The sequence below is a fragment of the Kineococcus haloalkalitolerans genome (assembly GCF_050871905.1).
Classification (GTDB): Bacteria; Actinomycetota; Actinomycetes; order Actinomycetales; family Kineococcaceae; genus Kineococcus.
Map to the genome: position 1 here is coordinate 1 of NZ_JBJLSH010000019.1, position 13239 is coordinate 13239.

Consider the following 13239-nt stretch of genomic DNA (forward strand, 5'->3'; position numbering starts at 1 on the left):
GCCCCGACGCCGCCGGCGTCGGGGCGGGGGCCCGCTGCCGTTAGACTCGTCCAGGTTGCCTCGGCGAGGGACGGCGCACGCGCCTCCGTGATCGACGCGGTGGACGCGCCCGCGCGCCCCCCGGGGCCTGCCCGCGTCCACCACCACCCGAGGAGAACCCCGTGGCCGAGACCCAGATGACCGCCGAGAAGCGCACCGAGTTCGGCAAGGGCGCCGCCCGCCGCATCCGCCGCGCCGACAAGATCCCCGCCGTCGTGTACGGCCACGGCGAGGCCCCGATCCACGTCACCCTGCCCGGGCACCAGACGATGATGGCGCTCAAGCACGCCAACGCCCTGTTCGACATCGACCTGGACGGGCAGAAGCACCTGACCCTGCCCAAGGACGTCCAGCGCGACCCGATCAAGGGCTTCATCGAGCACGTCGACCTGCTCGTCGTGCGCCGCGGTGAGAAGGTCGTCGTCGACGTCCCGCTGCACCTGGCCGGCGAGGCCGCCGCGAACACGATCGTCAACCAGGAGCTGACGACCCTGTCTGTCGAGGCCGAGGCCACCCACCTGCCCGAGTCCCTCGAGGTGTCCGTCGAGGGCCTCGAGGCCGGTGGCCAGGTCGCCGCCGGCGACGTCACCCTGCCCGCGGGCGCCGCGCTGGCCGGCGACGCCGAGCAGCTGGTCGTCGTCGTGCAGGCCGCCGCCAGCGCCGCCCAGGTCGAGGCCGAGCTGGAGGCCGCCGAGGCCGAGGCCGGCATCGTCCGCGAGGAGTCCTCCGAGGAGTCGGCGGAGTCCGCGGACGCGACGGACGCTCCCGCGGCCTCCGACGAGTCCTGAGCCGGCTGGCGGGGATCGTCGAGCGGCTGCGGGCGCGGGAGGCAGCGGTGCCGGGCACCTGGCTCGTCGTCGGTCTCGGCAACCCCGGGACCGAGTACGAGCGCACCCGGCACAACGTCGGGCAGGTGGTGCTCGCCGAGCTGGCCTCCCGCGCGTCCGCGCCGCTGAAGCGGCACCGCACCGGGGCCCGGGTCGCCGAGGTGCGCCTCGGCACCGGCCCCGGCGGGGTGCCGGGGCCGAGGGCCGTCCTGGCCGCGCCGACGTCCTGGATGAACCTCTCCGGCGGCCCGGTCGCCGGGCTGGCGAAGTACTACGACGTCGACCTGGACCACCTCGTGCTCGTCCACGACGAGCTGGACGTGCCCTTCGGGGAGGTCCGGTTGAAGAAGGGCGGGGGAGAGGGCGGGCACAACGGCCTGCGCTCGACGTCGAAGTCCCTCGGCGGCAAGGACTACCTGCGCGTGCGGGTGGGCATCGGCCGCCCGCCGGGCCGGCAGGACCCGGCCGACTTCGTGCTCAAGGAGTTCTCCTCCACCGAGCGCAAGGAGCTGCCGTTCCTGGTCGACGACGCCGCCGACGCGGTCGAGCAGCTCGTGCTGGAGGGGCTGGAGGCGGCGCAGCAGCGCTTCCACGCACCGCGCTGAGGCCGGACCGCGGAGAACGACGAGGGGGCCGGTCGGGACAGCTGTCCCGACCGGCCCCCCTCGTCGTGCGGTGGGCGCCTCAGTGCTGGCGCGCGGGCTTGCGGCGGCCGGCCACGACCATGGCGGCGCCGCCGAGGACGAGCACCGAGCCGGCGGCGGCCCAGGGCAGGACGTCGGCGCCGGTGTAGGCCAGCTCGTCGCCGGAGGAGGCGACGGCGCCGGGGGTGGTGCCCCCGGTCGACGGGGCCACGGACGGAGTCACGGTCTGCGACACCGACGGGGTCGGCGTGGCGGGCGCGTAGTCGGTGACGTCGGCCGACGCAGCACCGGCGGTGCCGGCGAGTGCGGCGAGCGAGAGCGCCCCGGCAGCTGCCAGGCGAGCGGTGGTCTTGCGCACGGTGGGTCCCCCCCAGTCGTTCCGAGCCCGCGCCGACCACGGTGATCAGCGAGGCGGCCCCCAGGATGACGGAACGTCACCCGTGAGTCCAGCTGATCGACCACGTCCGGGGAGTTGTGTCACTCTCCGTGCCGTTCACCCCACGTTCGGCCGAACCGTCACGCGGCGTCACCTCACGGGACGAGGCACGACCCGGTCGTGACGACCGGCGCGGTGGCCGTCGCCGGCCCCGACACCTCGCGCGGCAGGTCCTGCGCGGGCCCGCGCAGCTGCCAGCGCACGACCACCGGGACGCCCGGCGGCAGGTCCACCGTCAGCCGCACCAGCCGCCAGCCGTGCTCGGTGTCCACGGCCGTCGGCACCGGCGCGCCGTCCACGCTGGCCCCGTCCAGCCCCAGCCACGGCGGCACCCACAGCGAGACGACGTCCTGGGCCGTGCGCTCGTCCGCGGCCGTGCGGGCGGTGGCGTTGCGCATGTACCCGGGCACCTCCTCCGGGACCGTGTTGACCAGCGTCAGCTGCAGCGCGCCGACGGCCTCGCCGGTCACGGACGCGCAGGGCGGCTGCACCTCGAGCGCCGGCTGCACCCAGTACTCCAGCTTCGAGGGCGCCGTGTTCGTCAGCGCCAGGTGCGCGCGGCCGCCCGCCAGCGCCGGGTCGCCCAGCACGTGCGCCACCCCGGCCGCCACGAGGGCCTCCTGCTCGGCGGGCACCGAGCTCCACACCGCCAGGTGGCCGCTGGCGACGGCCTCGCGCGCGCCCGCCGCCGCGCTCGTGGACAGCCCGTCGGCCAGCACCGCCTCGAACGCCGCCGCCGAGGTCACGGCCAGGAACGCCTTGCGGGCGTCCTGGTCGCCCTCGTAGCGCACGTACGCCTCGCGCATCAGCACGTCCGGCAGGTCCGCCGTCGCCACCTGCCCGAAGGGACCGAGGTCCAGCGGCTCGTGGTCCGGCCCCAGCAGCTGCGACAGGCCCACCGGGTCGACGAAGACGACCGCGTCCGGGCGCGGCAGGCCCGCGTCCACGACCAGGTCGGCGGCCAGCCGCCCGGCGTCGTCGGCCTGCGCGCCCAGGGTGACGTTCTGCACCCGCCCGGCGTCGGCGCCGTAGAGGGCCACGTACTCCTCGCCCAGCACCGACGGGTCCGCGCGCGCGGCGTACAGGTCGTTGTCCGAGCCCGTGCTCATCAGGTCGATGCGGCCGCCGTCCACGCGCAGGTAGGCGTAGGCGCCGAAGATCCCCTGCACGGGCCGCGGCTCGGCGGGGTTGGTGAAGGCGACCAGGTAGGTGCGCGGGCCGTCCGCGCCCAGCATCGACGGCAGCTGCGGCACCACGTCGGCGGCCGTCGTCAGCGGACCCTCGACCTGGCCGAGCATCCGCTCCACCGGCTCCAGCCGGCTGCTGATGGAGCGCAGCACGTCCTCGCCGGTCCCGGCGGCCAGCACGGCGCGGGCCCGCTGCACGCGCTCGGCGTAGTCGGTGACGAGGGGGGACAGCTCGCGCACCGCGTCCACGTCGACCGTGCGGTCCGCCGAGACCAGCCCCTCGCCCAGCACGTCGTGGGCCAGGTCCAGCCCGTCCGGCAGCGGCTCGGTCAGCAGGGCCGCGGCCCGCGACCCGGCGCCCACGGCGCTCAGCTGCTCGCCCACCCACGGCACCGCCTGCGCCGCCCGCCACGGCCACTGGCCGGTGGCGCGCGCGGCCGTCCGGGCGTCCGCGGCGACGTCCCCGGCCACCACCGAGGCGCCCGCGAAGTCCTGGGCGCGCACGGCGTCCTCCAGCTGCGGTGCCGCCGCGGCCACCCGCTGCAGGGCGCGGCCGGCCTGCACGCCGCTGACCGCGACGGCGGCCACCCAGGCGGCGAGGAGCAGCAGGAGCAGGAGCAGGAGCAGGCGCAGCGGGGCGAGCCGGCGGCGGCGCAGGCGGCGCCGGCGCGCGCCCGGGCTCTCCTCCCACTCGCCGTCGGTGCCGCGGGCGTCGTCGCCCGCGGCGCCGGGCAGGTACGGGACGGGCACGGGGCGACCCTACGGAGTCGGCGACCGGACCGGGCGCACCCGGCGCCACCCGCGCGAGGCGTCCACCGCACCCGCCCGGGGCGTCCACCGGGCCCGCCCGCGCCGCCGGCGTCCCGCGAGCGGGCGACCGTGTCGGGGGCCGGACGTAGGCTGGACGCCGTCCTCGTGGCGCCCCGCGCCGGGCCCCGCACCCTGCACGTCCTCCCCGGAGAACCCGTGAGCCTGACCGGCCTGCTCGACGCCCTGCGCCCCGAACCCGCCGTCTCCGCGGCCGTCGAGGCCGCGCGCGAGGGCGCCACGAGCGCGCTCGACGTCGTCGCCCCGCTCGGGGTGCGCCCCGCGCTGCTGGCCGCGCTGGCCGCCGAGCGCCCGCTGCTCGTGGTCACCGCCACCGGCCGCGAGTGCGAGGACCTGGCCACCTGGCTGCGCTGCTACCTGCCGCAGGCCTCCGTGGCGGAGTTCCCCGCCTGGGAGACGCTGCCGCACGAGCGGCTGTCCCCGCGCAGCGACACCGTCGCCCAGCGCCTGTCCGTGCTGCGCCGCCTGGTCCACCCCGCGCCCGGGGACCCGGGGGCGGGCGAGGTCCGCGTCGTCGTCGCGCCCGTGCGCGCCGTGCTGCAGCCGCTGGTCAAGGGGCTGGCCGACCTGGAGCCGGTGCGGCTGCGCGCCGGGGACGAGGTCGGCCTGGACGCGTGCGTCGAGGCGCTGGCCGCTGCCGCCTACGCGCGCGTGGACATGGTCGAGCGCCGCGGCGAGTTCGCCGTGCGCGGCGGCATCCTCGACGTCTTCCCGCCCACCCGCCCGCACCCGGTGCGCGTGGAGTTCTTCGGCGACGAGGTCGAGGAGGTCCGCTCCTTCTCCGTGGCCGACCAGCGCTCGCTGGAGGTCGAGCCGGACGGCGTGTGGGCCCCGCCGTGCCGCGAGCTGCTGCTGACCGACGCCGTGCGCGAGCGCGCCCGCGCCCTGGCCGGTGAGCTGCCGGGGGTGGCCGACGTCCTGGCCAAGCTGGCCGAGGGCATCGCCGTGGAGGGCATGGAGTCGCTGGCCCCCGTCCTCGTGGACGGCGTGGAGCCGCTGCTGGACGTCCTGCCGCGCGGCACCCACGTCGTGCTCGCCGAGCCGGAGAAGGTCCGCGCCCGCGCCCACGACCTCGTCGCCACCGGCGCGGAGTTCCTCGACGCCGCCTGGGGCAGCGCCGCCGCCGGCGGGCAGACGCCCGTGGACCTGGGCGCCTCCTCCTTCTGGACGCTGGCGCAGGTGCGCGCGCACGCCGAGTCCACCGGCCGGCCGTGGTGGTCGGTCACCAGCCTGGTGCCCGACGACGACCTGCGGGACCTGGAGGACGTGCGCGTGCTGCGCGTCGGCGCGCGCGACGTGGTCAGCTACCGCGGGGAGACCGAGAAGGCGCTGGCCGACCTGCGCGCGCTGGCCGGCGACGGCTGGCGCATCGTCGTGACCACCGAGGGGCACGGCCCCGCCAAGCGGCTCGTCGAGGTCCTCTCCGGCGAGGACGTGCCCACCCGCCTCGTCGACGACCTCGTCGAGGCTCCCGAGCAGGCCCTCGTGCAGGTCACCACGGCCGGCGTCGAGCACGGCTTCGTCCACGAGGGCCTGCGCCTGGCGCTGGTCACCGAGGCCGACATCACCGGTGTGGGCGGGCAGTCCACCAAGGACATGCGCCGGATGGCCCCGCGCCGGCGGCGCAACGCCGTCGACCCGCTGTCCCTGCGCCCGGGCGACTTCGTCGTGCACGAGCAGCACGGCATCGGCCGGTTCGTGGAGATGGTGCAGCGCACCATCGGCGGCGCGACCCGCGAGTACCTCGTCCTGGAGTACGCCTCCAGCAAGCGCGGCCAGCCCGGCGACCGGCTCTTCGTGCCCACCGACACCCTCGACCAGGTCACCCGCTACACCGGCGGGGAGACCCCGACGCTGTCGAAGATGGGCGGCGCGGACTGGGCGAAGACGAAGTCCAAGGCCCGCCGGGCGGTCAAGCAGATCGCCGGCGACCTCATCAAGCTGTACTCCGCGCGGATGGCGACCAAGGGCCACGCCTTCGGGCAGGACACCCCCTGGCAGCGGGAGCTGGAGGACGCCTTCCCCTACGTGGAGACGCCCGACCAGCTGGCCAGCATCGACGAGGTGAAGGCCGACATGATGAAGCCGGTCCCCATGGACCGGCTCGTGTGCGGCGACGTCGGCTACGGCAAGACGGAGATCGCGCTGCGGGCGGCGTTCAAGGCCGTGCAGGACGGCAAGCAGGTCGCGGTCCTCGTGCCCACGACGCTGCTCGTGCAGCAGCACTACAAGACGTTCGCCGAGCGGTACGCCCAGTTCCCCGTCGCGGTGAAGCCGCTGTCGCGGTTCACGCCGGCCGCGGAGGCGAAGGAGACGATCGCCGGGCTGGCCGACGGCTCCGTCGACGTCGTCATCGGCACCCACCGCCTCATCAGCGGCGAGGTGAAGTTCAAGGACCTCGGTCTCGTCGTCGTCGACGAGGAGCAGCGCTTCGGCGTGGAGCACAAGGAGTCCCTGAAGACGCTGCGCACCAACGTCGACGTCCTCGCGATGAGCGCCACCCCCATCCCGCGCACCCTGGAGATGGCCGTCACCGGCATCCGCGAGATGTCGACCCTGGCGACCCCGCCGGAGGAGCGCCACCCCGTGCTGACCTACGTGGGCGGGCAGGAGGACAAGCAGATCGCCGCCGCGATCCGCCGCGAGCTGCTGCGCGAGGGGCAGGTCTTCTACATCCACAACCGCGTGCAGTCCATCGAGCGGACCGCCGCGCGGCTGAAGGAGCTCGTGCCCGAGGCGCGCATCGCCACCGCCCACGGGCAGATGGGCGAGCACCGCCTGGAGCAGGTCGTCGTGGACTTCTGGGAGAAGCGGTTCGACGTCCTGGTCTGCACCACGATCGTCGAGACCGGCCTGGACATCTCCAACGCCAACACCCTGATCGTCGAGCGCGCCGACACGATGGGCCTGTCGCAGCTGCACCAGCTGCGCGGGCGCGTGGGCCGCGGCCGCGAGCGCGCCTACGCCTACTTCCTGTTCCCGCCGGAGAAGCCGCTCACCGAGACCGCCCACGACCGCCTGGCCACCATCGCCCAGCACACCGACCTCGGCTCCGGCATGGCCGTGGCGATGAAGGACCTGGAGATCCGCGGCGCGGGCAACATGCTCGGCGGCGAGCAGTCCGGGCACATCGCCGGGGTCGGCTTCGACCTGTACATGCGGATGGTGGCCGACGCCGTGGCCGACGTGCGCCGGCAGGTGCCGGGCGCCGAGGACGACAGCGAGCCCGAGCCCACCGAGGTGAAGATCGAGCTGCCCGTCGACGCGCACCTGCCGCACGACTACGTGCCCAGCGAGCGCCTGCGCCTGGAGGCCTACCGCCGGCTGGCGGCCGTGGACTCCGACGCCGACCTCGACGAGCTGCGCGCCGAGCTCGTCGACCGCTACGGCGAGCTCCCGCAGCCGGTGCTCAACCTCTTCGAGGTCGCCCGGTTCCGGATCGTCGCCCGCGCCGGCGGGCTGCGCGAGGTCAGCCTGCAGGGCAAGCAGGTGCGCTTCGCGCCGATCGACCTGCCCGAGTCGCGCGAGCTGCGCCTCAAGCGCCTGTACCCGGGCACGGTCCTCAAGCCGCAGCTGTCCGTGGCGCTGGTGCCCGCGCCGATGACCGCCCGGATCGGCGGCCAGCCGCTGCGCGACGCCGCGGTGCTGGCGTGGGCGCGCGAGTTCGTCGCCGCCGTGCTGCTGGAGCAGCCGGCGGCCGTCGCGGCGGCGGGGGCGCGCTGACGTGGCTGCCCCCGTCCCCGAGGGTCCCGGCGCGCCCGCCGGCTCGGCGCTGCTGGAGCTCGTCGCCGTCATGGACCGGCTGCGCTCCCCGGGCGGGTGCCCGTGGGACGCGCGGCAGACCCACACCTCGCTGCTGCGGTACCTCGTGGAGGAGACCTACGAGGTCGTCGACGCCGTCGAGGGCGGCGACCGCGACGAGCTGCGCGAGGAGCTGGGCGACCTGCTGCTGCAGGTGGTCTTCCACGCGCGCGTCGCCGCCGAGGCCCCCGACGGCTTCGACATCGACGACGTGGCCGCCGGGATCGTCGCCAAGCTCGTGCGCCGGCACCCGCACGTCTTCGCCGGCGAGGCGGCCGCCGAGGACCTGCAGGCGCGCTGGGACGCCATCAAGGCGACCGAGAAGGCGCGCGCCAGCGTCCTGGACGGCGTGCCCCTGCACCTGCCGGCGCTCGCCCGCGCCGACAAGGTCCTCGGCCGCCTGGAGCGCGCCGGGCTCGAGCAGCCCGCCGCCCCGGGACCGGGAGCCGACGAGCGCGCGGTGGGCCGGGACCTGCTGGACCTCGTGCGCCGCGCCCGCGCCGCCGGCGTCGACCCGGAGGCCGCGCTGCGCACCACCGTCCGCGAGCTGGAGGCGGACGCCCGCGCCCGCGAGGCCGACGGCGGCTGACGGCGGTCCCGCGCTGGGCCCACCCCGGGGCTCGTCCCGCTAGGGTCGCCGCCCGTGACGACGACGCACGTGCTGGGCATCGACATCGGCGGCACCAAGATCGCCGCCGGGCTGGTCGGGGAGGACGGCGAGCTGACCGCCGCCCGCGAGGTGCCCACCGACGCGGGCGACCCGGCCGCCGTCGCGCGGGCGCTGGACGGGCTCGTCGACGACGTCCTCGCGCAGGCGCGCGAGCAGGGCCTCGAGGTCGCCGACGTCGTCGGCATCGGCTCGGCCGGGCCCGTGGACACCCGCCGCGGCACCGTGCACCCGGTCAACATCCCCTCCCTGCGCGGCTTCGGCCTCGTCGAGGCCGTCGCCGGCCGCGCCGGCGCCGTCCTCGGGCGGCCCGTGCGCGCCGAGCTGGCCCAGGACGGGCAGTGCTTCGCCGCCGCCGAGCAGTGGCGCGGCGCCGCCGCCGGCGCGCCCGCCGTCCTGGGCGTCGTCGTCTCCACCGGCATCGGCGCCGGCGTCGTCCTCGACGGCCGCGTCCTGGCCGGCAAGAGCGGCAACGCCGGGTTCCTCAGCCACGTCGGGGTGCAGCTCGACGGTGCCGTCCTGGAGGGCTCGGGCGCCCGCGGCGTCGTGGAGGCCTACGCCTCCGGCCCCTCGATGGTGGCGGCCGCGCGCCGGCGCGGCTGGCGGCCCGGCGAGGACGCCGACGCGAAGCGGCTGACCGCCGACGCCGCCGGCGGCGACCCGCTGGCGCTCGCCGTCATCGCCGACGGCACCCGGGCGCTGGCCTCGTCGTTCCTGTCCGCCGCGGCGCTGCTGGACCTCACCGACGTCGTCGTCGGCGGCGGTGTCGCCAGCGCCGGGGAGGTGGTGATGGCGCCGCTGCGCGCCGCCTACGCCGAGCTGGCCGTGTACCCGCACCTGGCCGACGTGCGGATCAGCGCCTCCCGCCTGCCGCGCACCAGCGGGCTGGTCGGCGCCGGCCGCCTGGGCTGGTCGGCGCTGGCGGGCGACGGGGCGCTGGGGCGCTGAGCGGGCGACGCTAGGCTCGGGCGCGAAGAACCGTCGTCGAGTGCGAGGAGCGCACGTGGCCACCATCGAGGCCGTCGGAGCTCGCGAGATCCTGGATTCCCGCGGCAACCCCACCGTCGAGGTCGAGGTCCTCCTCGACGACGGGACCTTCGCCCGCGCCGCCGTCCCCTCGGGCGCGTCGACCGGGGCGTACGAGGCCGTCGAGCGCCGGGACGGCGACTCCGGCCGCTACCTCGGCAAGGGCGTGGAGCAGGCCGTCGAGGCCGTCATCGAGGAGGTCGGGCCCGCGCTGGTGGGGCACGACGCGCACGAGCAGCGCCTCGTCGACCAGGCGATGCTCGACCTGGACGGCACCCCCAACAAGGGCCGTCTGGGCGCCAACGCCGTCCTCGGCGTCTCGCTGGCCGTCGCCAAGGCCGCCGCGGCGTCCGCGGACCTGCCGCTGTTCCGCTACCTGGGCGGCCCCAACGCCCACGTGCTGCCGGTGCCGATGATGAACATCGTCAACGGCGGCGCCCACGCCGACACCGGCGTCGCGATCCAGGAGTTCATGATCGCCCCCGTCGGCGCGTCCTCCTTCCGCGAGGCGCTGCGCTGGGGCACCGAGACGTACCACGCGCTGAAGTCGGTGCTGAAGTCCCGCGGCCTGGCCACCGGCCTGGGCGACGAGGGCGGTTTCGCCCCCGACCTGCCCAGCAACCGCGACGCGCTGGACCTCATCGCCAGCGCCGTGGAGAAGGCCGGGTTCTCCCTGGGCACCGACATCGCGCTCGCGCTCGACGTCGCGGCCACCGAGTTCCACTCCGAGGCCGGCTACGCCTTCGAGGGCGAGACCCGCAGCGCCGAGTGGCTCACCGAGTACTACACGGGCCTGGCGGGCGACTACCCGCTGGTGTCCATCGAGGACCCGCTGTCCGAGGACGACTGGGCCGGCTGGACCGCGCTCACCGCCGCGATCGGCGACCGCGTGCAGATCGTCGGCGACGACCTGTTCGTCACCAACCCCGAGCGCCTGCAGCGCGGCATCGACGAGCGCGCCGGCAACGCGCTGCTCGTGAAGGTGAACCAGATCGGCTCGCTCACCGAGACGCTGGACGCCGTGGACCTGGCGCACCGCAACGGGTTCCGCACGATGATGAGCCACCGCTCGGGCGAGACCGAGGACACCACGATCGCCGACCTCGCGGTCGCGGTGGGCTCCGGGCAGATCAAGACCGGCGCCCCCGCGCGCTCCGAGCGCGTGGCCAAGTACAACCAGCTGCTGCGCATCGAGGAGGAGCTGGACGACGCCGCGCGCTACGCGGGCGCCGGCGCCTTCCCCCGCGCCGGGCGCGCCTGACGCGCTGACGCCGCAGGTCGAGGGAGTCTGGTCGTCATGGCGACGCGACGACCCACCGCGCCCCGCAGCTCCGCCGCGTCCCGCACCGCCGCCCGCCCCGGCGGCGGTGCGGGACGCGGCGGCGGGGGCCCCGCCCCGGCCCCGCGCGCCCCCCCCCCCGCCCGCCCCCCCCCCGCCCCCACCCCCCCACCCCCCCCCGCCCCGCCCCCGCGCCCCCCCCCCCCGCCCTCAGCCGCCCCCCCCCTCGTCCCCGCCCCCGCGCCCCCGGGCCCCCCCCGCCCGCCCGGGGACGGGCCGCTCCGTCGTCCGGGGCACCGGGTTCAGGGCACCAGCACCAGGCGGGCCGCGGCGGCCCCCGCGGCCTGGCGGGCCCACGCGGTCGCCGCGTCCGCCAGCGGCACCGCCTCGTGCGGGACGGACAGCTCGCCGCGCGCGGACAGCGCCGCGACCTCGGCGACGCCCGCCGAGCGCTCGGCGGGCGTCAGCTCCAGGTTCGTCCAGCCCAGCACGCGCAGGGACCGCCCGCGCAGGACACCGGACTCCAGCGCGGCCGTCGGCGACGCGGAACCGCCCAGGTTCACCAGGCGCCCGCCCGGGGCGAGGGCGCGGCAGGCGGCCACCGCGGCCGGGCCGAACAGCGTGTCCACGACGAGGTCGACGTCCCCGCCGGCGGCGTCGCGGAACCGGCGGGCCAGCTCGTCGACCTCGCCGGTGTCCAGGGCCACGACGGCGTCGGCGCCCGCGGCCCGCGCCCGCTCGCGCGCCCCGGCCGAGCGGGCCGCGGCCACCACGGTCCCCGCCCCGGCCAGGCGCGCCAGCTGCACGGCCGCCTGGCCGACGGTGCCGCCCGCGCCCAGCACGAGCACCCGCTCGCCGGCCCCCAGGCCGCCGCGCCGGTGCAGAGCGGCCGAGGCGGCCACCGCCGACAGCCCGAGCGCCGCCACCCGCACCGGGTCGGCGCCGTCGGGCAGGTCGACGAGGTCGTCACGGGCGACCGCCGCGCGCTCGGCCATGCTGCCGTCGCCGGGCGCGGTGCCGGCGGGAGTGGGGAACCAGACGGTGCGCCCCTCCACCCGTCCCACCCCCTGCACACCCGGCACGTACGGGGTGGCGGGCACCCCCAGGTAGGAGGTGCCCGAGGCGCACAGCAGGTCCAGCGGGGTCACGGGCGCGGCCAGCACCTCCACGAGCACCTGGCCGGGACCGGGCACGGGGTCCGGGTGCTCCAGCGCGTCGGGCGCCTGGCCGGGCGCGCGCAGGACGACGGCGCGCATCACGTCGCGATGTCCGGGTACGGCAGGCTCAGGTGCGCCAGGGCCCGCGCGTACGCCAGCTGGTAGGCCAGGGGTTCGTCGTGGTCGCGCTCGAACATCGCGATGAACAGCGTCAGCGTGAGGAACGGGTGCGCGCCCATCTCGAACAGGGCGACGTGGTCGTGGGTGGCCAGCGCCTCCCGCTCGGCCGGCTCGAACGCCAGCCACGTCGTGCGCTCGGGGCCGGTGCAGCCCAGCAGCTCCCCGGCCCGCTCGGCCTCCCACCAGTCGACGGTGGCGCGGGGCTCCTCGCGGTAGCGCTCGACCAGCTCGGGGTCGCGGTCGACGGTGAACAGGAACTTGTCGACGAGGTAGCGGCTCACGACGGCTCCCCCTCCGGGTACCAGGTGAAGTACGCCTCCATGGTGTGGAAGAGGTCGACGGTGCCGACGTGCTGGGCCTTCGCGCCCTCGCCGGCCACACCCATCATGAGCATGAAGTCCATGAACCCGTGGGTGGCGTTGCCGGGGGCGTGCAGGCTGTCCAGCGTCACCTCCGACAGGCAGCCCTCGATGTCGCCGGTGGAGATCCACTCCACCGCACGGCGGTCGAACTCCGGGTCGGGCCCGTGCGGGCCGAACTGGCGGGGGCCGCCCAGCTCCAGCGACAGGTGCCCGGTGCCGATGACGGCGACCCGCTTGTCCGAGGGCCAGGACTCGACCATCTCGCGGATCGCCCGGCCCAGCTGCACGAACCGCTTCGGCTGCGGCAGCGGCGGGGCGAAGATGTTCGTGTAGACCGGCACGATCGGCAGGTCGTTCTGCGGGCGCAGCGTGATGATGGGGCAGGTGACGCTGTGGTCGACGCGCAGCTCGTTGCTGAACGCCAGGTCGAACCCGGCGTCCAGGCCGTTCCGCAGCAGGTGCCCGGACAGGTCGCGGTCGCCGCGCAACAGCATCCGCGGCATCCCGAACTCGCGCTCCTCGTTGTACCAGTTCGCGTCGTACTTCTCGGCGTGCCCGACGAGGAACTGGGGCATGTTGCCCAGCCACAGCTGGTGGAAGTGGTCGGAGCCGACCATGACGAGCACGTCGGGGCGGGCTCGGGTCAGCGTCTCGCGGAACGCCTCGACCTCGCGGATCCACTCCGCGGCGAAGGAGGGCCGCTGCTCCAGCGGCATCGTGCTCGTGCGGTAGTAGAAGGGGTGGTGGGTCGACGCGACGACGGCGACCAGTCGGGCCATCGGGACCTCCTCGTCCAGCGGGGCGGG

General features: G+C 76.3%; 11 protein-coding genes. 6 read left to right on the forward strand and 5 right to left on the reverse strand.

Annotated elements, in window-relative coordinates:
- Positions 1 to 161 precede the first annotated feature (161 nt).
- Together ACRYMY_RS09320 and pth are read left to right on the forward strand one after the other, a co-directional pair.
- Positions 162 to 827: a 50S ribosomal protein L25/general stress protein Ctc gene (locus ACRYMY_RS09320; RefSeq protein WP_432546988.1), complete on the forward strand. Its 666-nt coding sequence runs from the start codon at positions 162 to 164 to the stop codon at positions 825 to 827.
- Between the two features lie 47 nt (positions 828 to 874).
- Positions 875 to 1471: an aminoacyl-tRNA hydrolase gene (gene pth / locus ACRYMY_RS09325; RefSeq protein WP_432546989.1), complete on the forward strand. Its 597-nt coding sequence runs from the start codon at positions 875 to 877 to the stop codon at positions 1469 to 1471.
- A gap of 79 nt (positions 1472 to 1550) precedes the next feature.
- Here pth and ACRYMY_RS09330 read toward each other — a convergent pair whose 3' ends face one another.
- Positions 1551 to 1868 carry a hypothetical protein gene (locus tag ACRYMY_RS09330; RefSeq protein WP_369056391.1) on the reverse strand — a complete coding sequence of 106 codons (318 nt, stop codon included), beginning with the start codon at positions 1866 to 1868 and terminating at the stop codon, positions 1551 to 1553.
- A gap of 173 nt (positions 1869 to 2041) precedes the next feature.
- Positions 2042 to 3883, reverse strand: coding sequence for a DUF4012 domain-containing protein (locus tag ACRYMY_RS09335; RefSeq protein WP_432546990.1), 1842 nt, complete (start codon positions 3881 to 3883; stop codon positions 2042 to 2044).
- Between the two features lie 216 nt (positions 3884 to 4099).
- Here ACRYMY_RS09335 and mfd point away from each other — a divergent pair, with 216 nt between their 5' ends.
- Genes mfd through eno form a run of 4 tightly spaced genes read left to right on the forward strand, consistent with a single transcriptional unit; the run spans position 4100 to position 10716 of the window.
- Positions 4100 to 7684, forward strand: coding sequence for a transcription-repair coupling factor (mfd, locus tag ACRYMY_RS09340; RefSeq protein ID WP_432546991.1), 3585 nt, complete (start codon positions 4100 to 4102; stop codon positions 7682 to 7684).
- A 1-nt stretch (position 7685) separates the two neighbouring features.
- Positions 7686 to 8351 (forward strand): nucleoside triphosphate pyrophosphohydrolase, encoded by a 666-nt coding sequence (locus ACRYMY_RS09345; RefSeq protein ID WP_432546992.1) that lies wholly within the window; start codon positions 7686 to 7688, stop codon positions 8349 to 8351.
- 54 nt (positions 8352 to 8405) lie between these two features.
- On the forward strand, positions 8406 to 9377 hold the full coding sequence (locus ACRYMY_RS09350) for an ROK family protein (RefSeq protein WP_432546993.1): 972 nt from the start codon (positions 8406 to 8408) through the stop codon (positions 9375 to 9377).
- Between the two features lie 55 nt (positions 9378 to 9432).
- Positions 9433 to 10716: a phosphopyruvate hydratase gene (gene eno / locus ACRYMY_RS09355; RefSeq protein ID WP_432546994.1), complete on the forward strand. Its 1284-nt coding sequence runs from the start codon at positions 9433 to 9435 to the stop codon at positions 10714 to 10716.
- 320 nt (positions 10717 to 11036) lie between these two features.
- Here the strand turns inward: eno and ACRYMY_RS09360 are convergent, their stop codons facing one another.
- From ACRYMY_RS09360 to ACRYMY_RS09370, 3 genes are read right to left on the reverse strand one after another with little or no spacing between them, the layout of a single operon-like run.
- A complete protein-coding gene (locus tag ACRYMY_RS09360) occupies positions 11037 to 11990 on the reverse strand; it encodes a zinc-binding dehydrogenase (protein ID WP_432546995.1) in 954 nt (317 codons plus the stop codon).
- Entirely contained in the window at positions 11990 to 12352 is a 363-nt protein-coding gene (locus ACRYMY_RS09365; protein WP_432546996.1) for a hypothetical protein, read from the reverse strand. The genes ACRYMY_RS09360 and ACRYMY_RS09365 overlap by 1 nt, the downstream gene beginning before the upstream one ends.
- Positions 12349 to 13212: a DODA-type extradiol aromatic ring-opening family dioxygenase gene (locus tag ACRYMY_RS09370; protein ID WP_432546997.1), complete on the reverse strand. Its 864-nt coding sequence runs from the start codon at positions 13210 to 13212 to the stop codon at positions 12349 to 12351. Before ACRYMY_RS09370 ends, ACRYMY_RS09365 begins: the two co-directional genes overlap by 4 nt.
- Positions 13213 to 13239: the final 27 nt, after the last annotated feature.

Bases quoted from the DNA above. Each gene is read 5' to 3' on its own strand.
- ACRYMY_RS09360 (WP_432546995.1), bottom strand. From the start codon at position 11,990: ATGCGCGCCGTCGTCCTGCGCGCGCCCGGCCAGGCGCCCGACGCGCTG.
- ACRYMY_RS09370 (WP_432546997.1), bottom strand. From the start codon at position 13,212: ATGGCCCGACTGGTCGCCGTCGTCGCGTCGACCCACCACCCCTTCTAC.